Source organism: Streptomyces pilosus (genome assembly GCF_014649835.1).
GTDB lineage: Bacteria > Actinomycetota > Actinomycetes > Streptomycetales > Streptomycetaceae > Streptomyces > Streptomyces pilosus.
Map to the genome: position 1 here is coordinate 170,611 of NZ_BMTU01000001.1, position 26,906 is coordinate 197,516.

General features: G+C 72.0%; 21 protein-coding genes. 7 read left to right on the plus strand and 14 right to left on the minus strand.

Annotated elements, in window-relative coordinates:
- Nucleotides 1-70: 70 nt before the first annotated feature.
- The 8 genes from tpiA to uvrC form a co-directional block, all read right to left on the minus strand.
- Nucleotides 71-847: a triose-phosphate isomerase gene (tpiA, locus tag IE118_RS33900; protein ID WP_189595852.1), complete on the minus strand. Its 777-nt coding sequence runs from the start codon at nt 845-847 to the stop codon at nt 71-73.
- A 6-nt stretch (nt 848-853) separates the two neighbouring features.
- Complete coding sequence (locus IE118_RS33905; RefSeq protein ID WP_229846628.1) at nt 854-2,065, minus strand: phosphoglycerate kinase; 1,212 nt, start codon at nt 2,063-2,065, stop codon at nt 854-856.
- 146 nt (nt 2,066-2,211) lie between these two features.
- A complete protein-coding gene (gene gap, locus IE118_RS00825) occupies nt 2,212-3,219 on the minus strand; it encodes a type I glyceraldehyde-3-phosphate dehydrogenase (protein WP_189555240.1) in 1,008 nt (335 codons plus the stop codon).
- Nucleotides 3,220-3,445: 226 nt separating this feature from the next.
- Entirely contained in the window at nt 3,446-6,400 is a 2,955-nt protein-coding gene (locus IE118_RS00830; RefSeq protein ID WP_189555241.1) for a M14 family metallopeptidase, read from the minus strand.
- A 146-nt stretch (nt 6,401-6,546) separates the two neighbouring features.
- The gene (whiA, locus tag IE118_RS00835) at nt 6,547-7,536 is read right to left on the minus strand and encodes a DNA-binding protein WhiA (RefSeq protein WP_189555242.1); all 990 of its coding nucleotides are present in this window, start codon (nt 7,534-7,536) and stop codon (nt 6,547-6,549) included.
- The gene (locus IE118_RS00840) at nt 7,527-8,594 is read right to left on the minus strand and encodes a gluconeogenesis factor YvcK family protein (protein WP_189555243.1); all 1,068 of its coding nucleotides are present in this window, start codon (nt 8,592-8,594) and stop codon (nt 7,527-7,529) included. The genes whiA and IE118_RS00840 overlap by 10 nt, the downstream gene beginning before the upstream one ends.
- Nucleotides 8,591-9,595, minus strand: a complete 1,005-nt coding sequence (gene rapZ / locus IE118_RS00845; RefSeq protein ID WP_189555244.1) for an RNase adapter RapZ — start codon at nt 9,593-9,595, stop codon at nt 8,591-8,593. Before rapZ ends, IE118_RS00840 begins: the two co-directional genes overlap by 4 nt.
- Nucleotides 9,592-11,679, minus strand: a complete 2,088-nt coding sequence (uvrC, locus tag IE118_RS00850) for an excinuclease ABC subunit UvrC (RefSeq protein WP_189555245.1) — start codon at nt 11,677-11,679, stop codon at nt 9,592-9,594. Before uvrC ends, rapZ begins: the two co-directional genes overlap by 4 nt.
- A gap of 183 nt (nt 11,680-11,862) precedes the next feature.
- Here uvrC and IE118_RS00855 point away from each other — a divergent pair, with 183 nt between their 5' ends.
- Entirely contained in the window at nt 11,863-12,030 is a 168-nt protein-coding gene (locus tag IE118_RS00855) for a hypothetical protein (RefSeq protein WP_189555246.1), read from the plus strand.
- A 302-nt stretch (nt 12,031-12,332) separates the two neighbouring features.
- Entirely contained in the window at nt 12,333-13,280 is a 948-nt protein-coding gene (locus tag IE118_RS00860; RefSeq protein ID WP_189555247.1) for a hypothetical protein, read from the plus strand.
- A 6-nt stretch (nt 13,281-13,286) separates the two neighbouring features.
- On the opposite strand, the gene IE118_RS00865 is transcribed toward IE118_RS00860, so the two are convergent.
- Nucleotides 13,287-13,709, minus strand: a complete 423-nt coding sequence (locus IE118_RS00865; RefSeq protein ID WP_189555248.1) for a Rieske (2Fe-2S) protein — start codon at nt 13,707-13,709, stop codon at nt 13,287-13,289.
- A 198-nt stretch (nt 13,710-13,907) separates the two neighbouring features.
- Here IE118_RS00865 and IE118_RS00870 point away from each other — a divergent pair, with 198 nt between their 5' ends.
- A complete protein-coding gene (locus IE118_RS00870; protein WP_189555249.1) occupies nt 13,908-14,951 on the plus strand; it encodes a LacI family DNA-binding transcriptional regulator in 1,044 nt (347 codons plus the stop codon).
- Nucleotides 14,948-15,865 carry a carbohydrate kinase family protein gene (locus tag IE118_RS00875; RefSeq protein WP_189555250.1) on the plus strand — a complete coding sequence of 306 codons (918 nt, stop codon included), beginning with the start codon at nt 14,948-14,950 and terminating at the stop codon, nt 15,863-15,865. Before IE118_RS00870 ends, IE118_RS00875 begins: the two co-directional genes overlap by 4 nt.
- A 74-nt stretch (nt 15,866-15,939) precedes the next feature.
- Here the strand turns inward: IE118_RS00875 and uvrA are convergent, their stop codons facing one another.
- Complete coding sequence (uvrA, locus tag IE118_RS00880; protein WP_189555251.1) at nt 15,940-18,912, minus strand: excinuclease ABC subunit UvrA; 2,973 nt, start codon at nt 18,910-18,912, stop codon at nt 15,940-15,942.
- 221 nt (nt 18,913-19,133) lie between these two features.
- Between uvrA and IE118_RS00885 the strand changes: the two genes are divergently transcribed.
- Nucleotides 19,134-19,823, plus strand: coding sequence for a maleylpyruvate isomerase family mycothiol-dependent enzyme (locus IE118_RS00885; protein ID WP_189555252.1), 690 nt, complete (start codon nt 19,134-19,136; stop codon nt 19,821-19,823).
- A 49-nt stretch (nt 19,824-19,872) separates the two neighbouring features.
- On the plus strand, nt 19,873-20,529 hold the full coding sequence (locus IE118_RS00890) for an MBL fold metallo-hydrolase (protein ID WP_189555253.1): 657 nt from the start codon (nt 19,873-19,875) through the stop codon (nt 20,527-20,529).
- A gap of 37 nt (nt 20,530-20,566) precedes the next feature.
- Here the strand turns inward: IE118_RS00890 and aroQ are convergent, their stop codons facing one another.
- Entirely contained in the window at nt 20,567-21,040 is a 474-nt protein-coding gene (gene aroQ / locus IE118_RS00895) for a type II 3-dehydroquinate dehydratase (protein ID WP_189555254.1), read from the minus strand.
- Nucleotides 21,041-21,142: 102 nt separating this feature from the next.
- Between aroQ and IE118_RS00900 the strand changes: the two genes are divergently transcribed.
- Complete coding sequence (locus IE118_RS00900) at nt 21,143-22,189, plus strand: S66 family peptidase (RefSeq protein ID WP_189555255.1); 1,047 nt, start codon at nt 21,143-21,145, stop codon at nt 22,187-22,189.
- Between the two features lie 18 nt (nt 22,190-22,207).
- On the opposite strand, the gene IE118_RS00905 is transcribed toward IE118_RS00900, so the two are convergent.
- From IE118_RS00905 to IE118_RS00915, 3 genes are all read right to left on the minus strand, one after another.
- A complete protein-coding gene (locus tag IE118_RS00905; RefSeq protein WP_189555256.1) occupies nt 22,208-23,308 on the minus strand; it encodes a calcium:cation antiporter in 1,101 nt (366 codons plus the stop codon).
- Nucleotides 23,309-23,597: 289 nt separating this feature from the next.
- Complete coding sequence (locus tag IE118_RS00910) at nt 23,598-24,599, minus strand: TerC family protein (protein WP_189555257.1); 1,002 nt, start codon at nt 24,597-24,599, stop codon at nt 23,598-23,600.
- A gap of 295 nt (nt 24,600-24,894) precedes the next feature.
- Nucleotides 24,895-26,892 carry a TerD family protein gene (locus IE118_RS00915; protein ID WP_189555258.1) on the minus strand — a complete coding sequence of 666 codons (1,998 nt, stop codon included), beginning with the start codon at nt 26,890-26,892 and terminating at the stop codon, nt 24,895-24,897.
- Nucleotides 26,893-26,906: the final 14 nt, after the last annotated feature.

The window sequence follows — 26,906 nt, forward strand, 5'->3', positions numbered from 1 at the left end:
GATGGACGACGCGGGGCCCAGCACAGGACTGGACCCCGCAAGAGTACGACGGATCGGCCCTACGGCCTACTCACTGGTCGCGGAAACGGATGATCTTGACGAACTCGTCCGCGTCCAGCGAGGCGCCGCCGACCAGGGCCCCGTCGATGTCGGCCTGCGCCATGATCTCGGCGACGTTGCCCGACTTCACGGAGCCGCCGTACTGGATGCGCACCCCGTCGGCCAGCTCCTGGCCGTACAGCTCGGCGATCTTGCCGCGGATGGCGGCGCAGACCTCCTGGGCGTCCTCGGCGCCGCAGACCTTGCCGGTGCCGATGGCCCACACCGGCTCGTAGGCGATCACGACCGACTCGGCCTGCTCGGCCGGGAGGTCCTTCAGACCGCCCTCGACCTGGGCCAGGGTGTGGGCGACGTGGTTGCCCGCCTCGCGGACCTCCAGCTCCTCGCCGACGCAGAGGATGGGGGTGATGCCGTGCTTGTAGGCGGCCTTGACCTTGGTGTTGACGATCTCGTCGGTCTCGGCGTGGTACTGGCGGCGCTCGGAGTGGCCGACGGCCACGAAGGTGCACTTCAGCTTGGCCAGCATGGGGCCGGAGATCTCGCCGGTGTAGGCGCCGCCGTCGTGCGCGGAGATGTCCTGGGCACCGTACTTGATCTTCAGCTTGTCGCCGTCGACGAGGGTCTGCACGGAGCGCAGGTCGGTGAAGGGCGGCAGGACGGCGACCTCGACGGCCTCGTAGTCCTTGTCGGCCAGGGCGAAGGCGAGCTTCTGGACGTGGGCGATGGCCTCGAGGTGGTTGAGGTTCATCTTCCAGTTGCCCGCCATCAGCGGCGTACGGGTGGTCATTGAGGGTCAGTCCTCCAGTGCGGCGAGGCCGGGGAGCGTCTTGCCCTCGAGGTATTCGAGGGAGGCGCCGCCTCCGGTCGAGATGTGGCCGAATGCCTGCTCGTCGAAGCCCAGGGTACGGACCGCGGCGGCGGAGTCCCCGCCGCCCACCACGGTGAATCCCGGCGAGTCGATGAGGGCCTGGGCGACCGCCTTGGTGCCCTCGGCGTAGTCGGGGTGCTCGAAGACGCCCATGGGGCCGTTCCAGAAGACGGTGCCGGCGTCGGCGAGCTTCGAGGCGTACAGCGCGCTGGTCGCGGGACCGATGTCCAGGCCCATCCGACCGGCGGGCATGGCGTCCGCGGCGACGGTGGCGGGGTCGGCCGGCGCCTTGGACTTCATGTCCGGGAACTCGGCCGCGACCAGCGTGTCGACCGGCACCAGCAGTTCCACGCCGTTCTTCCCGGCGCGCTCCAGGTACTCCCGGACGGCCGGGACCTGGTCCTCCTGCACCAGCGAGGTGCCGATCTCGTGGCCCTGGGCCTTGAGGAAGGTGTACGCCATGCCGCCGCCGATGAGGATGCGGTCGGCCTTGCCGAGCAGCTGGTCGATCACGGCCAGCTTGTCGGAGACCTTGGCGCCGCCGAGGGCGACCACGTAGGGCCGCTTGACGTCGTCGGTGAGCTTCCTCAGCACGCCGACCTCGGTGGCGATGAGGTACCCGGCGTAGTGCGGCAGGCGCGCCGGGAGGTCGAAGACCGAGGCGTGCTTGCGGTGCACCGCGCCGAAACCGTCGCCGACGTACGCGTCGGCGAGGGCGGCCAGCCGGTCGGCGAAGGCGCCGCGCTCGGCGTCGTCCTTGCTGGTCTCGCCGGCGTTGAAGCGCAGGTTCTCGATGACCGCGACCTGGCCGTCGGCGAGGCCGTCGACGGTGGCGGTGGCGGACTCGCCGACGGTGTCGGTGGCGAAGGCGACGTCGGCGCCGAGGAGTTCGCCGAGGCGCGCGGCGGCAGGGGCGAGGGAGAAGGCGGGGTCCGGGGTGCCCTTGGGGCGGCCCAGGTGCGAGGCGACGACCACGCGGGCGCCCGCCTCGGCGAGCGCCCTGACGGTGGGCACCACGGCGCGGATCCGGCCGTCGTCGGTGATGGTGGTGCCGTCCAGCGGCACGTTGAGGTCGGCGCGGACGAAGACCCGCCGGCCCGCGACCCCTTCGGAGAGGAGTTCGTCGATCGTCTTCATGGGGGCTCCCTGGCTAGAGCTGGTGTTCGCTCGTGATCGCTCGTGATCGGAAGAGGGCGTCTGCTCCGATACGTGCGTCAGGGCTCGACCGGCGCGTTGCCGCACCGGCCGAGCCCTGCACTCATATCAGGCCGTCCGCTCCGCGATCAGAGCTGGTTGCCCACGAAGACCGTCAGGTCGACGAGACGGTTGCTGTAGCCCCACTCATTGTCGTACCAGCCGATGACCTTCACGTTCTTGCCGTCCTGAACCATGGTCAGGGACGAGTCGAAGGTGCAGGACGCCGGGGCGTTGACGATGTCGGAGGAGACGATCGCGTCCTCGGTGTACTCGAGGTAGCCCTTCAGCTCGCCCTCGGCGGCCTTCTGGAAGGCGGCGTTGACCTCTTCCTTGGTGACCTCGCGGGAGAGCTCGACCACCAGGTCGGTGACGGAGCCGGTGGGGACCGGGACGCGCATGGCCATGCCGTCCAGCTTGCCCTTGAGCTGCGGCAGCACCAGGGCGGTGGCCTTCGCGGCACCGGTGGTGGTCGGGATGATGTTCTCGGCGGCGGCACGCGCGCGACGCAGGTCCTTGTGCGGGAAGTCCAGGATGCGCTGGTCGTTGGTGTACGCGTGCACCGTCGTCATCAGGCCCTTGACGATGCCGAAGTTCTCGTCCAGGACCTTCGCCATCGGCGCCACACAGTTGGTGGTGCAGGAGGCGTTGGAGATGACGTGGTGGTTCGCCGCGTCGTACTGCTCGTGGTTGACGCCCATGACGAGGGTGATGTCCTCGTTCTTCGCCGGGGCGGAGATGATGACCTTCTTGGCGCCGCCGGTGATGTGCTTCTCGGCGTCTTCCTTCTTGGTGAAGATGCCGGTCGACTCGATCACGATGTCGACGCCCAGCTCGCCCCACGGGATGTCGGCGGGGTTGCGCTCGGAGAGGACCTTGACCGTCTTGTCGCCGACGGTGATGGTGTCCTCGGTGTGCGAGACCTCCTGCTTGAGGCGGCCCAGGATGGTGTCGTACTTCAGCAGGTGAGCCGTGGTCGCCGTGTCACCCAGGTCGTTGACGGCCACGATCTCGATGTCGGCGCCCTGCTCCAGCAACGCGCGGAAGTAGTTGCGACCGATGCGGCCAAACCCGTTGATGCCTACGCGGATCGTCACGAACCGATCTCCTCGTTGGTACGCCGGCTCTGACGCCGGCGAGCTGTATTTGGGATGTCCCCGACCACTGTCGACCCTACCTCTCCGGGGCCCCGGTCGTGACATCGAGTTGCCCCATACCCGGCAGTGCGGTACCTACCCGCCAGTAGGGCAGGTACCGCACTTACCGGTGGCCGTTTCTCACCCCGTCCCGCCGCGGATCACCGGTCCGTGCCGACGGGTGGTGTCACCCGCCGAGGGCGTCCAGCGCCCTGCCGAGCAGCGCGGCCCGGTCGGCCGCGGAGGTGAGGTGCTCCAGGCCGAAGCCCAGCAGCACCGTGTCGTCGGTGGTGACCGCCGCGTGCGTGCGGAACAGCGCTCCGGTGCGGGTCCAGTCCTTCAGCACGGCCGGGCTGCCGGCGGGCGGTCCGGCCGCCTTCCACACGCCCAGGGATGTCTCGAAACCCTCGGTCTGGGTGGCCGTGCCGCCGACGACCAGGGAGGCCTCGTCGGCGAGGACGCCCCGGCCGCCGCTGCCCGGGTCGGTGACGTAGGCGAGGGACACCTCGACCGTCTTCCCGGCGTAGGCGCTCAGGTCGAACTCCACCTGCCGCCAGCCGCCGGAGGACCCGGTGAGGCTGTTCCAGGAACCGGTGGTGCCGGTCGCGGCGCACCCCTCGTCGGACAGCGTCAGGTAGTGCGCCAGCCAGGGGTGCCCGGTCATGTAGAACCCCGCCTCGCACTCGGCGGGCACGGTGGCGCGGGTGGCGCCGCCGGCCTCGGGCAGGGTCGTCCAGTCGCCGGCGCCGGCCGTGTGGGCCTCGACGAGGACGTGGTCGTAGCCGGGCTCGGTGTCCCACAGCAGCCGGGTGCGCAGGGCGGGCCGCTCGGCCGCCGTGACGTCCGTCAGGTCGACCGTGCGGGTGAGCCGCTTGTAGCCGTCGTCGGTGTGCACGGCGGCGGCCATGTACGAGCCTGCGTAGGGCCCGTACGGGCTGACCGTGCCGGGGTACTGTCCGGCTCCGGCGCTGGCGAACAGCGGGTACCGGTCGGCGGGGAGTTCGTCGGAGGTGACGGCGTAGGTGCCGGCCCGGTCCAGCGGGTTGCCGGGCGTGTCGCCGAGCGGCCCGGTGACGCCGTCCAGCGCGCCGGCGCCGGTGAACCCGGTGACCCCCGCGGTCGCGGTGCGGTTGTAGGCGCCCAGGTAGTACTGGCTGAAGTCGTTGGAGAGGGTGCCGCCGCCGAGGTCGACGCTGCCGCCGGCCTGCTCGCCCGCCTCGATCAGCCGGCCGCCCTCGTTGAGGTGGGCCCGCAGCTGGAGCTGGGTGGCGATGCCCGGGGCGGCCGCTCCGGTGTGGTGGACGACCGTGCGGAAGTGGCTCAGCACGCCGAGCGCGTCCGGGGCGCCCCGCTCGGCGACGTCCCAGACGGCCGCGCGGTGGCCGCCCGCCTCGAGCGCGTCGACGTACAGCTGCGTCTGCGTGGCCTTCGCGCCCTCCTCGGAGACGACCAGGACGTCGGCGCGGGGGCGTTCGGCCACGGTGTAGGTGAAGCGCTCGCTGGACACCTTCGTGCCGCGGCGGGCCTCGCCGGTGAACCACACCTCGACCGTGTCGCCGGGCCGGGCGTGCCTGACCTTCGCCCGGTACTCGTCGAAGTGGAGGTTGTCCTCACCGCCGTAGCGTTCGCCGCCCTTCCAGCGCCTCAGGTCGGCGTCGTGGGTACGGCCGCCGTTGACGCGGTACCTGAGCTCCTTGTCGCGCACCGACTTGCGGGCGACGACGGACACCTCCTGGTCGGCGCCCCGGGCGAACGACGTCGTGAAGGCGGCCGGGGTGAAGTCCGCGGCCTCGATGCCGACCGCGGAGGACGGCCGGTCGGGGTGGGCGGCGGACTCGGCGACCGAGAGCGCGAACGGGATGTTCTTGGCGAACTCCTGCTGGATCAGCCTCTCGTCGTCGGGGAAGTTGAAGCCCGAGCGGCAGTCGCGCGCGTTCCACTCGTCGTCGGGGTCGGCGTCGGACACGGTCTGGCAGGTCGACATCTCGGGGGTGAACATCGCCATGCCGTTGACGTTGGCCGCGTGGCCGTCGGCCTCACCGTTGGTGGTGTACAGCTCGGAGGAGAGCTGCGGGTGGTAGCCGGGGATCGCGGAGTTGTCCGGGGTACCGGCGAGGGCCTCGTAGAGGACGTCGTCGGGGGTGGGCGTGGCCACCTGCCAGCCGACCCCGTAGAGGAGGAGTTCGGCGGCGGAGTGGTAGTTGATGCCGTAGGCGAAGCCGATGCGCTTCTGGAAGGCGTCGACGGCCTTGGTCTCGGGTTCGGAGCCCGGGGAAGCGCCGCGGTAGGTCTGGCTGGTGGGGTTGGGGGACGAGCCCTCGTCGTCGTAGCCCCACTTGTAGGGGAAGTTGCGGTTGAGGTCGACGCCGTCGCCGGTGCTGATGGCGCCGTCGCCGTTGACGTCGCGGAGGTTCTTGCGCCAGAGGCGGTTGGCGTCGTCGGCGAACGTGTAGTCGTAGCCGTCGGGGTTGGCGGAGAGGACGAACCACAGCTCGGTCGTGTCGACGAGCTTCTTGATCCGCTTGTCCGACCGGTAGGAGTCCAGGTAGTGGTGCATCAGCCGCCGGGTCATCTCCGGGGTGATCCATTCGCGCGCGTGCTGGTTGGACATGTAGAGCACGGCGGGCCGGGAGCCGTCCTTGCTCTTCTTGGCCTTCCTGGTGAGCTTCAGGGCGAGGATGTCCTTGCCCTGCACCGTCTTCCCGATGGAGACGACCTTGGTGAGGTCGGGGTGCTCCCGCGCGGTGCGCAGGATCTCCTCCCTGAGGCCGCCCTTTCCGCTGTAGGGGCGGAACACGCCCTCGGCGGCGTCCTGGACGCGGTTCTCCGCGCGGGCGGAGAGGGTGTGCTCCTCGAGGTCGAGGCCCCGTTCCTCCAGCTTCCGGGCCTGTCCGTCGGTGAGGTAGACCTCGACGGTGGCGGTGCCCTTGTCGGGCACCCGCTCGCCGAGTTCGTGGCCGTCCTGCCCGGCCGCGAGCAGCAGGGGTACCTGCTCCTTGCGGACGTCGGCGCGGAAGACCTTGACCTCCTCGGGGTCGGAGGCCGCGGGGTCACCGGGCTGTGCCTGGGCGGCGGGTACGAGGCCCGCTCCGCCGATCAGGAGCGTGCCGACAGCGAGGATCGATCTCGCTCTGTGTCTCATGAGCCCCCCTGGGAGTGGTCCGCCACAGCGGCGAACAGATGCCAGGCTCATGACACAACATGATCGAGTCAAGGGCGCCATCACGACACACGGGAACCGGCGCCGTCCACCCGACCGGGCGACGGCGCCGGTGTGCTGAGGGGGTGTCAGACGACGAGCTTGTCTTCCAGTTCCTCGCCGATGTTGGCCTCCGTGCCCGGGATGCCGAGGTCGGAGGCGCGCTTGTCGGCCATGGCCAGCAGCCGGCGGATCCGGCCCGCCACGGCGTCCTTGGTGAGCGGCGGGTCGGCGAGCGCGCCCAGCTCCTCCAGGGAGGCCTGCTTGTGCTCCATGCGCAGCCGGCCGGCCGCGGCGAGGTGCTCGGGCACGTCGTCGGCGAGGATCTCCAGGGCGCGCTGGACCCGCGCGCCGGCGGCGACGGCCGCGCGGGCGGAGCGGCGCAGGTTGGCGTCGTCGAAGTTGGCCAGCCGGTTCGCCGTGGCGCGCACCTCGCGGCGCATCCGGCGCTCCTCCCAGGCCAGCACCGACTCGTGCGCGCCCAGCCGGGTGAGCAGCGCGCCGATCGCGTCGCCGTCGCGCACCACGACCCGGTCCACCCCGCGCACCTCGCGCGCCTTGGCACCGATGTGCAGCCGGCGGGCGGCGCCGACGAGGGCGAGCGCGGCCTCGGGACCGGGGCAGGTCACCTCGAGGGAGGAGGAACGGCCGGGTTCGGTGAGGGAGCCGTGGGCCAGGAAGGCACCGCGCCAGGCCGCCTCGGCGTCGCAGGTAGCCCCCGAGACCACCTGCGGGGGCAGACCGCGGATCGGGCGGCCCCGGCCGTCCACCAGACCGGTCTGGCGGGCCAGCTGGTCCCCGCCCGCGACCACCCGGACGACGTAGCGCGAGCCGCGGCGCAGGCCGCCCGGGGCCATCACGATCAGTTCGGAGCTGTGGCCGAAGATCTCCAGGATGTCCCGCTTGAGCCGGCGCGCCGCCATCGCGGTGTCCAGCTCCGCCTCGATCACGATGCGCCCGCTCACCAGATGGAGGCCGCCGGCGAACCGCAGGATGGCGGATACCTCCGCCTTTCTGCAGCAGGTACGGGTGACGGGGAGCCGGCTGATCTCGTCCTTCACCGCTGCCGTCATCGCCATGGGCCGATCCTTCCATGCATCCGAAAAATACGGTCGTACGCGGCGGCCAACAGCTCCGGGTCGTGCCGGGGGCTTCCGTCGGGCCGGGCCACGGGGGCCAGCTCGACCGCGGCCCCGAACCGCTTGGCGGCGTCGGTGAGCAGGTCGCGGTCGGGCACGGCGGCCTCGTCGGCCAGCACCACGTCCAGGGCGAGTTTAGGGGCGTGTCGTCCCAAAACCTCCAAATGACGCTGCGGGGAGAAGCCCTCGGTTTCTCCCGGCTGCGGCGCGAGGTTCAGCGAGAGTACCCGGCGCGCCTTCGTCTCGACGAGGGCGTCCAGCAGTTCCGGTACGAGCAGGTGCGGGATGACCGAGGAGAACCAGGAGCCGGGGCCGAGCACCACCCAGTCCGCGTCGAGCACCGCCTCCACCGCCTCGGGCACGGCCGGCGGGTCGTTCGGCACGAGGTGCACGGACTGCACCTCGCCGGGGGTCAGGGCGACGGTGGCCTGCCCGCGGACCGTGTCGGTCTCCTCCGGCCGCTCCGGGTCGTGGCCCTTGACCAGGGCCTGGAGCTCCAGCGGTACGGCGGACATGGGCAGCACCCGCCCGTGCGCGCCGAGCAGCAGGCCGACCAGGTCCAGGGCCTGGACGTGGTCGCCGAGCTGCTCCCACAGGGCGACGATCAGCAGATTGCCGACCGCGTGCTCGTGCAGGTCGCCCTGGGACTGGAAGCGGTGCTGGATGACACGCGCCCAGGTCTGGCCCCAGTCGTCGTCCCCGCACAGCGCGGCCAGCGCCTTGCGCAGGTCGCCGGGGGGCAGCACGCCCAGTTCGTCGCGCAGGCGGCCGCTGGAGCCGCCGTCGTCGGCGACGGTGACGACGGCGGTGAGGTCACCGGTGATCCGGCGCAGCGCGGCGAGTGAGGCGGACAGGCCCATGCCGCCGCCGAGGGCGACGACCTTGGGCTGGGTGCCCCTGCGGCGCGGTCTGGCGCCACGGGTCTCGACCGGGCGGCCGGCGCGGCCCTCGGGGACCGCTCTGCGCAGCCGGCTCAGCCGCGGAGTACGTCGTGTCATTCCCGTCCCATGTCCCGGTGGACGACCACCGTCTCCACACCCTCGGCGACGAGCCGGGCGGCGAGCTTCTCCGACATGGCGACCGAGCGGTGCTTGCCGCCCGTGCAGCCGACGGCGATGGTCACGTAGCGCTTGCCCTCGCGGCGGTAGCCCGCGGCGATCAGCCGCAGCATCTCGGCGTACCGGTCGAGGAACTCCTTGGCGCCGGGCTGGTTGAAGACGTACGACGCCACCTCCTCGTTGAGGCCGGTGTACGGGCGCAGCTCGGGGACCCAGTGCGGGTTGGGCAGGAACCGCATGTCCACGACCAGGTCGGCGTCGACCGGGAGGCCGTACTTGAAGCCGAAGGACATGACGGTGGCCCGCAGCTCGGGCTCCTCCTCACCGGCGAACTGGGCGTCCATCTTGGCGCGCAGCTCGTGCACGTTGAGGCTGGAGGTGTCGATCACCAGGTCGGCGTCGCCGCGCAGCTCCCGCAGCAGCTCCCGCTCCGCGGCGATGCCGTCGACGATCCGGCCGTCGCCCTGGAGCGGGTGCGGACGGCGCACGGACTCGAAGCGGCGCACCAGCGCCTCGTCGGAGGACTCCAGGAAGACCGTCCGCCGGGTCACGCCCCGCCCGTCGAGGTCGGCGAGGGATTCGCGCAGGTTGTCGAAGAAGCGCCGGCCGCGGACGTCGACGACGACCGCGATCCGCGCCACGTTCCCCTGGGAACGCGCGCCGAGCTCCACCATGGTGGTGATCAGCGCGGGCGGCAGGTTGTCCACGACGAACCAGCCGAGGTCCTCCAGACACTTCGCGGCCGTCGAGCGGCCGGCCCCGGACATGCCGGAGATGATCACCAGCTCGGGGATGCCCGCCTCGGGCACCCCGGCCTTGTCCTTGCCCGTTTCCACCTGTGCTCCGTTGTTCCGGCGGGCGCCCCGGCGGGTCTCGGTCCCGCCCGTGTGCTGCCGCGCCCCGTCCTGCTCCGCCGCGCGTCCCGTCTCGTGCTCGGTCATCGTTCCTGCCCCCGTCGTTCGTCCGGGGCGCCCGTGGACACGGGCTCCCCGGGAGAACCCGTCGCCTGCCCGGGTTCTTCCGTGTCATCCATGATCTCGCCCGTGGCCGTGTTCACGGCGGGGGCGGCGGGCGCCGCCCGCGCGAGGGCCCCGGCGATCGTCTCGGCCGTCTTGCGGCCTATGCCCGGAACCTCGCAGATCTGGTCGATTGTCGCCGATCGCAGCTTCTTCAACGAGCCGAAGTGCTTGAGCAGCGCCTGTTTGCGGGTCTCGCCGAGGCCGGGTACGTCGTCCAGGGGGCTGGCGCGGAAACGCTTGGCGCGCTTGGCGCGCTGGTAGGTGATCGCGAAGCGGTGCGCCTCGTCACGGACCCGCTGGAGCAGGTAGAGGCCCTCGCTGCTGCGGGGCAGCACCACCGGGTCGTCGTCACCCGGCAGCCAGACCTCCTCGAGGCGCTTGGCGAGGCCGCACACGGCGATGTCGTCGATGCCCAGTTCGTCCAGCGCCCGCCGGGCCGCCGCGACCTGCGGGGCGCCGCCGTCGACCACCACGAGCTGCGGCGGGTAGGCGAACCGCCGGGGGCGGCCGTCGTCCTCGGTGAGCGTGTTCCCGGGCGGTTCGGCGAGCCCTCCGGCGGGCGTCCCGGCACCCGGGTCCTCGCCGTCGGTCCACTCCCCCGTCCGCTCCTTCTCCGCGAGGTAGCGCCGGAAGCGGCGGGTGATCACCTCGTGCATGGAGCGGACGTCGTCCTGCCCCGCGAAGCCCTTGATCTGGAAGCGGCGGTACTCGCTCTTGCGGGCCAGCCCGTCCTCGAAGACGACCATGGAGGCCACCACGTCGTCGCCCTGGAGGTGGGAGATGTCGTAGCACTCGATCCGCAGCGGGGCGCTGTCCAGGTCCAGCGCGTCGGTGATCTCCTCCAGCGCGCGCGAGCGCGTGGTGAGGTCGGAGGCGCGCTTGGTCTTGTGCAGCACGAGCCCCTGCTGGGCGTTGCGTGCCACCGTCTCCATGAGGGCCTTCTTGTCCCCGCGCTGCGGGATGCGCAGCGAGACGCCCGAGCCGCGCCGCTCGGTCAGCCACTGCTGGATCGGCTCCACCGGGTCCGGCAGGGCGGGGACCAGCACCTCCCGGGGGACGGCGTCGCCGGTCTCCTCGCCGTAGAGCTGCTGCAGGGCGTGCTCGACCAGGGCGCCGGTGGTGATCTCCTCGACCTTGTCGGTGACCCAGCCGCGCTGGCCGCGCACGCGTCCGCCGCGCACGTGGAAGATCTGGACGGCCGCCTCCAGCTCGTCCTCGGCGACCGCGATCAGGTCGGCGTCGGTCGCGTCGGCCAGCACGACCGCGTTCTTCTCCATGGCCTTCTTCAGGGCGCCTATGTCGTCGCGCAGACGCGCGGCCCGTTCGTACTCCATCTCCTCGGCCGCGTCCGCCATGCGCCGCTCCAGGCGGCGGAGGTAGGTGCCGGTGCGGCCGGCCATGAAGTCGCAGAACTCCTCGGCCAGTTCACGGTGGTCCTCGGCGGACACCCGGTCGACGCACGGCGCCGAGCACTTGTCGATGTAGCCGAGCAGACACGGACGGCCGGTGCGGGCGGCGTTCTTGAAGACACCCGCCGAGCAGGTGCGCACCGGGAAGACGCGCAGCATCAGGTCGACGGTGTCGCGGATCGCCCAGGCATGCGCGTACGGGCCGAAGTAGCGGACGCCCTTCTTCTTGTGACCGCGCATCACCTGCACGCGCGGGAACTCCTCGTTCATCGTCACCGCGAGGTACGGGTAGCTCTTGTCGTCGCGGTACTTGACGTTGAACCGGGGGTCGTACTCCTTGATCCAGGAGTACTCCAGCTGAAGCGCCTCGACCTCCGTGGACACCACCGTCCACTCCACGGACGCGGCCGTGGTCACCATGGAACGCGTGCGGGGGTGCAGCCCGGCGAGGTCCTGGAAGTAGTTCGCCAGGCGCTGGCGCAGGCTCTTCGCCTTTCCGACGTAGATCACCCGGCGGTGCTCGTCGCGGAACCGGTAGACCCCCGGTGAGTCGGGGATCTCACCCGGTTTGGGGCGGTAGCTGGAGGGGTCGGCCATGTCTCACACCCTACTGGCGGGGACCGACACCGCGGCGGGCCTGTGGACGGACGGCGGTCCGGTGCGCCGCGGAGGGGTTACGGCGGGTGGGAAGCGGGAAGGTGGGGGGTCCGTGCCCCGGGAGATCGGCAGCCGGTCACGGGGGCGGCCACGAAGGTGGTCACGAGTCGGAGGGCTGGTCGGATGCGACAGACGCGGATCGAGAAAACACGACGGCCGGCCCGGTCCCGCCGGTACGCGGAGGAGAGGTCCGCGCTGCCCGAGTCCCTCGACCCACGCGATCCGGACATCGTGCGCGCCAAGCGCCTGCGGTCGGCTCTGCGGGACCAGGACGGGGCCGGCGGGGCCTGAACCGGGTCCACAAGCGGCTCCTGCGGCTCCGCCGGCGGGAAGAACGGACGAAAAGCGCATCACGGTACGTGCCCCGGGGGCCGTACCGGCCACGGGCCGGTACGGCCCCCGGCACGTGTGCGCCGCCGTTGGGCGTCAGGTGTTGTCGGGACCTGGTCAACACGCTTCAATGCGGGGGAACTCGGGGCCTGAACGGCGGCGTACGGATGTGAAGGACCGGCCGCGCCGACGGGGGCGGCCCCGGGGTGCCCCGCGCGAACGGTCTGACCAGCCGTTGTGGACATACACAGAAAGGCCCCTGCATGCCGCACGCCACACAGCACGCGGACGTCGCCACCGCGGAACTGGACTCGGCCCTGCGGGGCGGCCCGTTCCACGTCGCCCTGCGCGCCGCGATAGCCGCGCGGGGACTGCCGCTGCAACGGGTGCAGCACCACCTGTCGCGCCGCGGTGTGAAGGTGGGCGTCACCAGCCTCAGTTACTGGCAGCAGGGCGCCCGGCGTCCGCAGCGCCCGGAGTCGCTGCGGGCGGTCCGCGCGCTGGAGGAGATCCTGCAGCTTCCCGAGGAGTCGCTGATCCGGCTGCTCGCCGAGTCGGACGAACACGTGGCGGACCGCCGCGCCCCCGGCCGTTCCCACCGCTCCCTGGTGGCGGCGTCCGGCGCCCTGGACCGTCTGCTGGCCGACTTCGGTATCCCGCGCGACGGCGGACTGCACACCCTCGGCCATCACGAGCGGGTACGGATCGGAGCGCGCCGGGAGCTGGCGGAGTGCGAGTCGCACCACATCGTGCGCGCGCACCGGGACGGAGTCGACCGCTACGTGGCCGTGCACCGCGGCGACCCCGGCTCCGCGCCGGAGCGGATGACCGTGCACGCCCTGGAGAACTGCCGCACCGGGCGCGTCCGCCGGCACCACGACACCGGTGTGCTCGCGGCCGAGCTGCTCTTCGACACCCGGCTTCGGGCCGGCGACACGTTCCTCTTCCGCTACGCCGTCGAGGACGGCACGGCCGGGGTCTCGCGCGAGTACGTGCGCGCGGCGGGCTCCCCCGGCGGCCAGTACGCGCTCCAGGTGTGCTTCGACTCCGGGGCGGTCCCGGTGCGCTGCCACCGGTTCACCCAGCATTCGGCGGCGGCACCGCGCGGTGGGCGTCAGGAGCTGCCGCTGCGGGGGCGGCACCACTCGGTGCACCTGGTGGAACCGCGCGTGCGACCGGGCTACCTGGGCATCGCCTGGGACTGGGAGTGACTCCGGTCAGACCTGCGGGGCGGCGACCATCGTGCCGTTCTTCACCTCTACGGTCAGCGGCTTCAGGGGTGCCACGGCCGGCTCGCGCAGCACCTTGCCGGTGGTGACGTCGAACTCGCTGCCGTGGCAGGGGCAGATCAGCCGCGTCCCGTCCAGCTTGTTGATGGGGCAGCCCGCGTGCGTGCAGAGGGTGTCGTACGCCGTGAGGGTGCCGTCCGCGCCGCGGCTGACCACCACGTTGTGGTCCCGGTAGAGCTTGGCGCCGCCCGCGGCGACCTCGCTCTCGGGACCGAGTTCGACGGGCTCGCTCAGCGGGGCCGCCCGGTCGTCACCCGCGCCCCCGCACGCGGTGAGCCCCAGCCCGGCGACGGGAGCGAGCGCCGCTCCCCGCAGAACGGTACGACGACGCGCGACGGGCCGGCCGGACATGGATCTCCCCTGCTCGGACAAGTAGAAGACGACTCGAGGACAACTCCCGACGACCATACCGACCCCGTCCCCGCCTTCTCACCCCGCCCCTCCGCCCGCGCGTGAACGCTTGCGCAAGCGTTTACGCGCCCCCGTCGCATGGGATAGCGTCCCGCCCCGAGTACGCGCAGCGGCCGGGAACGGAATCGAGGGAGGACCATGGCGACGATGACGGACGTCGCCCGCCGCGCAGGCGTCTCCGTCGCCACCGTCTCGCACGTCCTCAACGGCACCCGCCCGGTGCGCCCGCACACCCGCCGGGCCGTCCTCGACGCCGTCGAGGAACTCGGCTACACCCCCAACACCCTCGCCCGCTCCCTGGTCACCTCCCGCACCCGGTCGATCGGCCTGGCCGTCTCCGCCGTCGGCAACCCGTACTTCACGGAGATCCTCCAGGGCGTCGAGGCCGCGGCCCTGGACCACGGCTACGGCCTCCTCGTCGCCGACCCCCACGACGACCCGCGACACGAGCGCGAGGTCGTCCAGCTCCTCCACGAGCGCCGCGTGGACGGCATGATCGTCGCCCCTTCCCCCCGTCCCCGCGAGCTGCTGGCCTACCTCGGGCGCCACCGCGTGCCCACCGTGTTCCTGGACCGGCTGGTCGAGGCGCCCGGAACCGGCGACGGACCCCGCTTCGACCAGGTCGGCGCCGAGTCCGAGGAGCCGACGGCCCGGCTGGTGACCCACCTCGCCGGACTCGGCCACCGCCGCATCGCCCTGGTCGCCGGCCTGCCCGGACTCAGCACGACCGACGAGCGCGTCGCCGGCTACCGCCGCGGCCTGACGGCGGCCGGTCTGCCCTACGACGAGCGGATCCTGGTGCGGGGCGACTCCCGGACGGCGGGGGCGCAGCGGGCCACCGCCGGCCTCCTGGCTCTCGGTGCCCGTCCCACCGCGCTCGTCACGGCCAACAACGCCATGACGATCGGCGCGCTGCGGGCGCTGCGCGACCACCACCTGTCCGTGCCCGGGGACATCGCCCTGTGCTGCTTCGACGACTTCCCCTGGGCGGATCTGTTCTCCCCCCGTCTCACGGCCGTCGCCCAGCCCAGCAGGGAGATCGGCGCCCGGGCCGTCAGCATGCTGCTGGAGCGTCTCGCCGAGCCGGGCCTCCCCGCGCGGACCGAACAGCTCCCCTGCGCCTTCGTGCACCGCACGTCCTGCGGCTGCCCCGACCGTCCCGGAGAAGGGAATCCCCTGTGATCGTCGTAGCCGGTGAGGCACTGATTGACCTGGTACCGCGCGGCCCGGGCGCGCTCGCGGCGCTGACGCCGGCGCTCGGCGGCGGGCCGTTCAACACGGCGGTGGCGCTGGGCCGCCTGGGCTCCCCCACCGCCTTCTGCTCCCGGGTGTCCCGCGACGCCTTCGGCGAGGCGCTGCTGGGCCGGCTGCGGGAGACGGGCGTGGACGTGTCGGCGGTGCAGCGCGGCGAGGAGCCGACGACGCTCGCCGTGGCCACGGTCGACGCGGGCGGATCGGCGGCCTACTCCTTCTACGTGGAGGGAACCGCGGACCGGCTGTTCACGGCGCCCCCGGCGCTGCCCGCCGGTACCCGCGCGGTCTCCTTCGGCACCTGCTCACTGGTGCTGGAACCCGGTGCGAGCGCGTACGAGGAGCTGCTGCGCGCCGCGTCCGCCCGGGGTGTGTTCACGGCGCTGGACCCGAACATCCGGGCGGGCCTGATCCCGGACGCGGACGCCTACCGGGAGCGGTTCCGGTCCTGGCTGCCGTCGGTGACGCTGCTGAAGCTGTCCGAGGAGGACGCCGACTGGCTCGGCGGGTCCCCGCGCGAGTGGGCGGCGGCCGGCCCGGCGGCGGTCGTGGTCACCCGGGGCGGGGACGGGCTGACCGCGTACACCCGGGACGGCCACGCGTACGCGGTGCCCGGTGAGCGGGTCGAGGTGGTCGACACGATCGGCGCCGGTGACACCGTGAACGCGGCGCTGCTGCACGGTCTGGCGGCCCGCGACGCGCTCGGCGCCGAGGGGGTCGCCGCGCTGGGCGCGGAGGGCTGGCGGGACCTGCTCGGTCTCGCGGCGCGCGCGGCGGCGGTCACCTGCTCACGCGCGGGCGCGGAACCGCCGTACGCGCACGAGCTGGAGGCCGCGGGGGCCTGACACGGAACACGCGCCGTGCCGCGGAGGGGTTGACGCCCCCGCGGCACGGCGCGTGTCCGTGCGGGCCGTGCCGGTCAGGCCTTGGCGGCCCGCGTCGTCTTCTTCGCGACCGCCTTGGTGGCGGTCTTCCGGGCGCCCGTCTGCGCGGCGGCCGTCTTCTTCGCCGCCTTGCGCGGGGCACGCACCTGGGCGGCGTCACTGATCCGTTCCGCCCCGAGGACGTCCCGCAGGAACTTGCCCGTGTGGCTGGACGGAACGGCGGCGACCTGCTCGGGCGTGCCCTCGGCGACGACCAGACCGCCGCCGGCGCCGCCCTCGGGACCCATGTCGACGACCCAGTCGGCGGTCTTGATCACGTCGAGGTTGTGCTCGATGACGATGACCGTGTTGCCCTTGTCGACCAGGCCGGACAGGACCGTCAGCAGCTTGCTGATGTCCTCGAAGTGCAGGCCGGTGGTCGGCTCGTCCAGGACGTAGACCGTGCGGCCGGTGGAGCGCTTCTGCAGCTCGCTGGCGAGCTTCACCCGCTGCGCCTCACCACCGGACAGGGTGGTCGCGGCCTGACCGAGCCGGACGTAGCCGAGGCCGACGTCGTTGAGCGTCTTCATGTGACGGGAGATCGCCGGAACCGCCTCGAAGAAGTGCATGGCCTCTTCGATCGGCATGTTCAGGACGTCGGCGATGGACTTGCCCTTGTAGTGGACCTCCAGGGTCTCCCGGTTGTAGCGGGCGCCGTGGCAGACCTCGCACGGGACGTACACGTCCGGGAGGAAGTTCATCTCGATCTTGATGGTGCCGTCGCCCGCGCAGTTCTCGCAGCGGCCGCCCTTGACATTGAAGGAGAAGCGGCCGGGCATGTATCCGCGGACCTTCGCCTCCGTCGTCTCGGCGAACAGCTTGCGGACGTGGTCGAAGACGCCGGTGTACGTCGCCGGGTTGGAGCGCGGGGTGCGGCCGATGGGCGACTGGTCGACGTGCACGACCTTGTCGACGAGGTCGTCGCCGTCGACCCGGGTGTGCCGGCCGGGCACGCTGCGCGCGCCGTTCAGCTCGCGGGCCAGGTGCGTGTACAGGATGTCGTTGACCAGAGTGGACTTCCCGGATCCGGAGACACCGGTGACCGCGGTGAACACACCCAGCGGGAAGGACACGTCGATGTCCTGGAGGTTGTTCTCGCGGGCGCCGTGCACCGTGAGCCGGCGCGACGGGTCGTGCGGGCGGCGGATCTCGGGCAGCGGGATGGCCTTCTTGCCGGAGAGGTACTGGCCGGTCTGCGACTCGGCGTTGGCCAGCAGTTCCTTGAGCGAGCCGCTGTGGACGACCTTGCCGCCGTGCTCACCCGCGCCGGGGCCGATGTCGACGATCCAGTCGGCGACCTTGATGGTGTCCTCGTCGTGCTCGACGACGATGAGCGTGTTGCCCATGTCGCGCAGCCGGACGAGGGTCTCGATCAGCCGGTGGTTGTCACGCTGGTGCAGGCCGATGGACGGCTCGTCGAGGACGTAGAGCACGCCGACGAGTCCGGAGCCGATCTGGGTGGCGAGGCGGATGCGCTGGGCCTCGCCGCCGGAGAGGGTGCCCGCGGCGCGGTTCAGCGAGAGGTAGTCCAGGCCGACGTCGACCAGGAAGCGCAGCCGCTCGTTGACCTCCTTGAGCACGCGTTCGGCGATCTTCTTGTCGCGGGCGGTGAGCTTCAGCTCGCCGAGGAAGTCCGCGCAGTCGCTGATGGACATCGAGGAGACCTCGGCGATGGACTTGCCCATGACCGTGACGGCGAGGACGACCGGCTTGAGCCGGGTGCCCTCGCAGGCCGGGCAGGGCACCTCGCGCATGTAGCCCTCGAAGCGCTCGCGGCTGGAGTCGCTCTCGGCCTCGCTGTGCCGGCGCTTGACGAAGGGGACGGCGCCCTCGAACGCCGTGGTGTACCGGCGCTCCCGCCCGTAGCGGTTGCGGTAGCGGACCTCGACCTGCGTCTTGTGGCCGTTGAGCAGGGCCTTCCGCGCGCGCAGCGGCAGGCCCGCGAAGGGGATGTCGGTGCGGAAGCCCAGCGCGTCGGCGAGCGCGCCGATCAGGCGGTCGAAGTAGTCCCTGGTGTGGCCGTGCGACCACGGGTGGATGGCGCCCTCGTCGAGGCTCTTGTCCGGGTCGGGGACGATCAGCTCGGGGTCGACCTCCATGCGCGTGCCGATGCCGGTGCACTCGGGGCAGGCGCCGAAGGGCGAGTTGAAGGAGAACGAGCGGGGTTCGAGCTCCTCGAAGGACAGGTCGTCGTACGGGCAGTACAGGTGCTCCGAGAACATCCGCTCGCGCTCGGGGTCGTCCTCGGGCAGGTCGACGAAGTCGAGCACGACCATGCCGCCGGACAGGCCGAGGGCGGTCTCCACGGAGTCGGTGAGGCGGCGCTTGGCGCCCTCCTTCACCGTGAGGCGGTCCACGACCACCTCGATGGTGTGCTTCTCCTGCTTCTTCAGCGTGGGCGGGCTGGAGAGCTGGACGGTCTCGCCGTCCACGCGGGCGCGGGAGTAGCCCTTGGTCTGGAGGTCGGAGAAGAGGTCGGCGAACTCGCCCTTGCGCTCGCGCACCAGCGGGGACAGCACCTGGAAGCGGCTGCCCTCGGCCAGCTGGAGGACCCGGTCGACGATGGCCTGGGGCGACTGGCGGGAGATCGGCCGGGAGCACTCGGGACAGTGCGGCTTGCCGATGCGCGCGAAGAGCAGCCGCAGGTAGTCGTAGACCTCGGTGATGGTGCCGACCGTGGAGCGCGGGTTGCGGGAGGTCGACTTCTGGTCGATGGAGACCGCCGGGGAGAGGCCCTCGATGAAGTCGACGTCCGGCTTGTCCATCTGGCCGAGGAACTGCCGGGCGTAGGAGGAGAGCGACTCCACGTAGCGCCGCTGGCCCTCGGCGAAGATCGTGTCGAAGGCCAGCGAGGACTTGCCCGACCCCGACAGGCCCGTGAAGACGATGAGCGAGTCGCGCGGGAGGTCGAGCGAGACGTTCTTGAGGTTGTGCTCGCGCGCTCCACGGACGATGAGACGGTCGGCCACGCCGGTCCGCACCTTTCTTGAGAGAAGTGACAGGGGCGGGGCCCCCGTCTTTCCCAGACTAGGGCGAGCCACTGACAACGCCGGTCGGATTCACGGTTGTCAACAAACCCCGGCTCTCCAGAATGCCCGACGCCGCCCCCGAGCTTATAGCACGTGCATTCGATTACGGGCCGGGCTTCGCCACCTTCACTCGAAGGAGTGGTCCGGCTAGGGTCGGCCCCATGATTGATCACGCTGATGACCTGGCGTCTGTACGAGCCGCTACCGAGCGGCTGCTCGTCGCGGTCGGCGCACTGGACGACGCGGCTGTGACCCAGTCGTCACGCCTGCCCGGCTGGACCCGGGGCCATGTGCTGGCCCACCTCGCCCGCAACGCGGACGCTCTGGTGAACGTCCTGGAGGGCCGCCCCATGTACGTCTCCGGCGAGGCCAGGGACGCCGACATCGAGCGGGACGCCCCGCGGCCCCTCGACGTGCAGCTCGCGGACGTGCGGGAGAGCGCGGAGCGCCTGCGCGCGGCGGGCGCGGTCCCGGCGGACTGGTCGCGCACCGTCGAGCTGCGCAACGGGGTCACCGACCGCGCCGAGCGGGTGCCGTTCCGGCGGTGGGTCGAGGTGGAGCTGCACCACGTGGACCTCGGGATCGGCTACGAGCTTGAGGACCTGCCGGCGGACTTCACGGAGCGGGAGATCGCCTTCCTCGCCGACCGGTTCGCCGGTCACCCCGACGTGCCGCCGACCGAGCTGTCCGCCGCGGACGGCCGGACCTGGACGACCGGCGGCGGCGCGGCCGGCGACCCGGTGGGCGTGGCGGGGACGGCAGCCGACCTGCTGGGCTGGCTCGCCGGCCGCCGGGACGGCTCCGCGCTGACGGTGAAGGGCGGCGCCCTCCCGTCGCTCCCTCCCCTGTAGGCCTGTCGCGGGGCTGTCCCGGGCCGTGCGCGGGGATAGGCTGATCGTCATGACGTACAGCGGTCGGGTGACGGTCGGCGGGCCAGCCGACGTGCACGAACTCAAGGACCTGATGATCACCAAGGTCGCGGTCGGCCCCATGGACAACAACGCCTATCTGCTGCGTTGCCGGGCCACCGACGAGCAGTTGCTGATCGACGCGGCCGACGACGCCCACACCCTGCTGGGAACCATCGGTGACGACGGCATCGCGTCCGTCGTCACCACCCACCGGCACGGGGACCACTGGCAGGCGCTCGCCGAGGTCGTGGCCGCCACCGGCGCCCGCACCCACGCCGGCCGGGACGACGCGGAGGGCATCCCGGTGCCCACCGACGTGCTGCTCGACGACGGCGACACCGTCCGGGTGGGGCAGGTCGAGCTCACCGCCCGCCACCTGGTCGGCCACACCCCCGGCTCCATCGCCCTCGTCTACGACGACCCCCACGGGCACCCGCACGTGTTCACCGGGGACTGCCTGTTCCCGGGCGGTGTGGGCAACACCCACAGGGATCCGGAGGCGTTCGCCCGCCTGATCCACGACGTGGAGACCAGGATCTTCGACGTCCTGCCGGACGAGACCTGGGTGTACCCCGGCCACGGCGACGACACCACCCTGGGCGCGGAGCGCCCGCACCTGCCGGAGTGGCACGCGCGGGGCTGGTGAGCCGGGCCGCCGGGAGCGCCCTCCCGGCGGACGGGACCTACGCCCGGGTCGCCCCCGGGCCCGCCAGCACCGCGATCCGGTTCACCGCGAAGACGTACCCCTGCACCCCGCAGCCGGCGATGACCCCGTCCGCGCGGAGCGAGACGTAGGAGTGGTGCCGGAACGACTCGCGCCGGTGGATGTTGGAGATGTGGACCTCGATGACGGGCAGTCCGTCGCAGGCGTTCAGGGCGTCCAGGATCGCCACGGAGGTGTGCGAGTAGGCGCCGGGGTTGATGACGATCCCGCAGTGGTTCAGCCGGGCCTCGTGGATCCAGTCCACCAGTTGCCCCTCGTGGTTGGACTGGCGCAGGTCCACCGTGCCGTGGTGCGCGGCCGCCGCCTCGGCGCACATCGTCTCCACGTCGGCGAGCGTGTCGGAACCGTAGATCTCCGGCTGGCGCTGCCCGAGCAGGTTCAGATTCGGTCCGTTGAGGATCATGATCGGGGCGTTGGCCAGGGTGCGGGGCACGGTTCCTCCGGTCCGTCGGGGTCGGCGGTTCTCGGCGGAACCGCTGCTCGCCCCCGGTCTATCACGGTGCGGCGCGGGCCCGTCGCGCCCTAGCCTCCTGGCATGACGACCCCCTCGTACCCGCCCAAGCCCTCGCCCGGCGACCGCGTCGCCGTGCTCTCCCCCTCCTCCGGTCTGCCGGGGCTGTTCCCGCTCCCGTACGAGCTGGGGCTGAGGCGGCTGCGCGAGGAGTACCGACTGGAGCCGGTCGAGTACCCGGCGACGCGCAGGATGGGCGCGACGCCGCGCGAGCGGGCCGACGACCTCCATGCCGCCTTCACCGACCCGGAGATCAAGGCGGTCTTCGCGTCGATCGGCGGCGACGACCAGATCACCGTGGTGCCGCTGCTGGACCGGGAGCTGATCCGCGCCCACCCGAAGCCGTTCTTCGGGATGAGCGACAACACCCACCTGCTCGCCTTCCTCCGGGAGAACGGGATCGTCGGATTCCACGGCGCGAGCGTGATGGTCGAGCTCGGGCGCCCCGGGGCGATGCACCCGCAGACCGCGGCCTCCCTGCGGGCCGCCCTGTTCACCCCGGGCGCGTACGAGCTGCGTCCCGCCGAGCGGTGGCGGGACTCGGACCGCGACTGGGCGGACCCCGCGACGTTCGACGCGGAGCCGGAGACCCGGCCGGGGACGGGCTGGACCTGGGTGAACGCCGGGCGGGTCGTCGAGGGGCGCACCTGGGGCGGCTGCCTGGAGACCGTCGGCTCGATGCTGATGGCCGGCCGCGGGGTGGCACCGAACCTGTCCGAGTACGACGGTGGCGTGCTGTTCCTGGAGACCTCGGAGGAGCTGCCGGGCGCTGAGGAGGTCTTCCGCACCCTGCGGAGCATGGGTGAGCGGGGGCTGCTCGGGCGTTTCGCCGCGCTCCTGATGGGCCGCCCGAAGACCTGGTCCTTCGAGCGGCCGCACACCCCCGCGGAGGCGGTGGCCTACGCCGCCGAACAGCGTGAGGCCGTACTGCGGGCGATGCGGGTCTACGCGCCCGACGCCGTGATCGTCCTCGACGTGGACCTCGGGCACACCGACCCGCAGCTGGTGATCCCCTACGGGGGTGGCGTGCGCGTCGACGGGCCCGCCCGGCGCGTCACCGTCACGTACTGACGCCGGGCGGGCCGCGCCCTACGGGTTGATCGCCAGTTCGAGGTAGGCGGCGAGCAGCACCAGGTGCACCCCTCCCTGGAGGGGCGTGGCCCGTCCGGGAACCACGGTCAGCGCGCCCACCACCATGGTCAGGGCGAGCAGCACCATGTGGGTGTTGCCGAGTCCGAGGACGAGCGGGCCGGTGAGCCAGAGGGAGGCCAGCGCGACGGCGGGGATGGTCAGGCCGATGCTGGCCATCGCCGAACCGAGCGCGAGGTTCATGCTGGTCTGCACCTGGTTGCGGCGCGCGGCGCGCACCGCCGCGATGGTCTCCGGAAGGAGAACCAGCAGGGCGATGATCACACCGACGACGGAGTGGCCCAGTCCCGCGGCCTCCACGCCCGACTCGATGGTGGGCGAGACCCCTTTGGCCAGGCCGACCACGCCGATCAGGGCCAGGCCCAGCAGGCCGAGGCTGATCATGGCGGTGCGGGTGGAGGGCGCCGGGGCGTGCTCCTCCGGTTTGGCCGTCTCCCCCTGTCTGACGACCGGCAGGAAGTAGTCGCGGTGCCGGACGGTCTGGGTCGCGACGAACAGGCCGTAGAGGACGAGCGAGGAAACCGCGGCGAAGGTGAGCTGAACGGTGGAGAACTCGGGGCCCGGCTTGCTGGTGGTGAACGTCGGCAGGACGAGGCTGAGGGTCGCCAGTGTGGCCACGGTGGCGAGGGCGGCTCCGGTGCCCTCCGAATTGAACACGGCGGTGCCGTGGCGCAGTGAGCCCACCAGGAGGCTGATGCCGAGAATGCCGTTGACGGTGATCATCACGGCCGCGAACACGGTGTCCCGGGCGAGCGTGGCGCTCTGGTCGCCACCGTCGATCATCAGGGTGACGATCAGCGCCACCTCGATGACGGTGACGGCGACCGCGAGCACCAGGGAGCCGAAGGGCTCACCGACCCGGTGCGCGACCACCTCGGCGTGGTGGACCGCGGCCAGCACGGACGCCGCGAGGACCAGGGTCACCAGCGCGACGATGCCGCCGGGCAGATCGCGTCCCCAGGTCAGCACCAGCAGCAGTACGGCGACCACCGGTACGGCGGTCGTCCACCGCGTCGCGAGTGCCCTGAGCGGAGCGATCACGGGGCGATCGTCGCAGACGTGAAGGCGGGCCGCACCTTGCCGGCGGCTGCCGTACGGCGGCGGGCCGTGGAGGCGATGGGGGGTGTCACCGCCGATCGGCGTGTCCCTCCGGCGCGCCCTCCTGGTCGTCTGGGGGTCGTCATGGTCACGCATGGCCTCCTGATGCGAGTCGCGTTCGGTCGGCGCCGGCGGGCGGCGCGGGTGGAGACAGAGGGGCACCGGGAGCGGTGGCCGGCGATGTGCAGCCCTCCGCTCCCGGTGCCGGTGTCTCCGTGTACGTCCGACGGGATCAGACGTCGATGTTGTTCTTCGCGGGGCTCTCGTCCTTGCCCTCGGCCGACGCGGCCTCCGCCATCTTGCGGGAGGCCCGCAGGCTGGTGATCGTGGTGATGACCAGGACGCCGCAGATCACGCCCAGCGACACGGGGATGCTGATCTCGGGGACGTGGACCCCGGACTCGTGCAGTGCGTGCAGCACCAGCTTCACACCGATGAAGCCGAGGATGATCGACAGGCCGTAGGAGAGGTGGACCAGCTTCCGCAGCAGTCCGCCGATGAGGAAGTACAGCTGCCTGAGGCCCATCAGCGCGAACGCGTTCGCCGTGAACACGATGTAGGGGTCCTGGGTCAGGCCGAAGATCGCGGGGATCGAGTCGAGCGCGAACAGGACGTCCGTGGTGCCGATGGCGAGCATGACGACCAGCATCGGGGTCATGACCCGCTTGCCGTTCTGCTCGATCCACAGCTTGGTGCCGTGGTAGCGGTCGGCCACGCCGAAGCGGCGCTCGGCGGCCTTGAGGAGCTTGTTCTCCTCGAACTCCTCTTCCTCCTCGTCGGCCCGCGCCTCCTGGATGAGCTTCCAGGCGGTCCAGATGAGGAAGGCGCCGAAGAGGTAGAACACCCACGAGAAGCTGGCGAGGATCGCGGCGCCGGCTGCGATGAAGATCGCGCGCAGCACCAGGGCGATGAGCACACCGATCAGGAGCACCCGCTGCTGGTACTGCGACGGCACCGCGAACTTCGCCATGATCAGGACGAAGACGAAGAGGTTGTCGACGCTCAGCGACTTCTCGGTGATGTAGCCGGCGAAGAACTCGCCGCCGGCCTGTGCCCCGCCCCAGATCAGCAGGCCGACGCCGAAGAGCGCGGCCAGCACGATCCAGACGACGGTCCAGATTCCGGCTTCTTTGATGGATACGTCGTGCGGTTTGCGGCCGATGAAGAAATCGACGGCGATGAGGGCGCACAGGCCCACAACAGTCAAGACCCACAGGGTCAAGGAAACTTCCACTGCGCCTCCGGCAGATGCGTCACAGGCAATGTCAGCGTCGTCGCTGCCGGAGGTCTCTTCCACCCGGGCCACCGGGCGCTGGAACGCGTCCGGACGGTCCTTCGGGCCGACGCCCCGGGATCTGGCCTGATCCGTATTGACGGGGTCGCCGCACAGACAGGGAGTACTCCCCTCCGTGCGGTCAACAGTACCCAATCACCAAGGGTTGGTAAAGGGAGAAGTAAAGAAACTTACAAAGACGCTGGTCGGGGACCTTTGCGTGATCTTGGCACGGGCGGTGAAGGGTGGTGCGGGGTCACCGCCGCCACGCGCGGCGGGCGGCCCCGACCCGGGTGAGCACCTGGTGGAGCACCTGGCTGCCCGGCGGCACCACCGGCGGCTCGTACGTCCAGGCGTGCCCGACCCACGGATCGGCGAGGTGATCGTCGGGCACGGCGGTCAGGCGCAGCAGCGAGCGCCACAGCGGGTCGAGCAGCGGCCCGTAGGCGGAGGACTCCTCGCGGTCCGCGACCATCATCAGGTGGACGCCGACGGAGGGGCCCTCGTCGGCGAGGTAGCGCAGCTGGTTCACGGCCCGGTCGTCGAAGCCGTGCGGGAAGTCGTTGACGATCAGCAGGTGCTGGGAGGTGTCGAAGCCGGGCGGCAGCGCGTCCGGGGCGCCTCCGCGCAGCGCCATCTGCACCAGGTCGACCCGCTGGGTGAGCCGGCCCAGCACCTCCCCGACGCCCGCGGCGCCCTGGGCGGGCGGTGCCGCCAGCACGCCGGTCTGGGTCAGGGGCGCCAGGGCCTGCGCGCCGGAGCCGGCCGGGTCGATCACATGGACGGTGAACTCGCCGGCCGGGTAGACCGCGAGCAGCCGGGCGGCGTGCGCCACGGCCGTCTCCACGGCCAGGCGCCGCATGTCGTGGGAGTCGGTGAAGGACCCGTCCAGGGAGTCGGCCCGGCCGCTGTCGATCCACAGCCCGCGCTCCAGCGGCAGCCGGAGCAGCATGGGGATGCGGAGCGGGTCGGCCTCGGGGAGGCGGAGGTCGCCCAGACGGACCGCCATGGGTATCTCCATCGGCACCCGGTAGGCGTGCCAGGCGGGGTTGTCCCAGCGGGCGAACGCCGGGGGCAGGGCGGGTTCGACGACCTCGGACTCGGCGACCAGGTGGGCGAGGTCCCGGTCGAGGGATTCCCGCGCCTGGCCGACGAGCTCGGTGTGCCGGGCCCGGGCGGCCTCGCGGGCGGCGTCGCCCTGGCCACCGAGGCGGCTGCGCGGGTCGGACAGGGCCTGCTCGAGCTCCTTGTCCATGCGGGACTCGGCGAAGTCGACCGCGCTGCGGTAGGCGGCGGTGGTGCGGGCCAGGTCCTCGAACATGCCCCAGACCTGGTTGTAGAGCCGCTCCTCCATGGACCAGCCGGTCGCGTCCCCCGCGACCGGCTGGGCGGGCTGCCCGGGCCGGGGCTGCGGCGCGGCGGGCGGCGGCGGTGGCGGGGCGGAGGTCTGCCGGCGGGGGTGGCTGTAGTCGATCGGGCCGCCGGTGGTGGCGGACGGGTCCGCGGGGCCGGCGCCGTAGGCCGGCTGCGCCCCGCCCTGGCCGTGCCCGCCGGCCGGCTGTCCGCCGTAGGGCGGCGGGCCGGGGGTGCCCTGGGGTGCGGTGCCGCCCTGGTCGGGGCCGACCGCGGGGGTGGCCGCCTGCCGGGAGCGGTCACCGTCGGACGGGCGTGGCGGGGGCGCCTGTACGGAGCGGGCGAGGCCCCGCGCGACCGCCTCGTCGATGGTCCCGGCGAGCTGCACGGCCTCGGGGAGGGCCTGGTCGGTGAGGAGTTCGGCGAGACCGCCGGCGTACCCCTGGCCGACGGCGCGGACCTTCCACGCGTCCTGGCGCCGGTAGAGCTCCAGGGCGACGACGGCCGACTCGGCCTCCAGGCCCGTGATGGTGTAGCTGGCGACCTCCTCGCCGTCCAGGCCGGTGACGGCGACGAAGGGGGCCGCCACGGCGCCGAACCGGGCGGGCCCCGGGCCGCCGCCCGCGGCGGGCAGCGCGAGCAGGATGCTGACACGGTGCACCGCGTCCGTCACGGCGTCCAGATCCACCGCGAGGCGGTGGTCGGCGGCCGCCTGGCGCGACACCTCCAGACCGGGCTGGGTGGGGGCGCCCGGATGGGCCACCCAGTCGGTCCCGTGGATCCGGCCGCTCTCGTCGCCGAGCGCGGCCGCGGCCACGACCGGTGTACCGGCCGAGATCCGGATCTCCAGACGGGACTGGGAGAGCGGGTGGTTCTGCCCCCGCACCAGCTCGGCCGTCATCGCCTTCGTCCCCC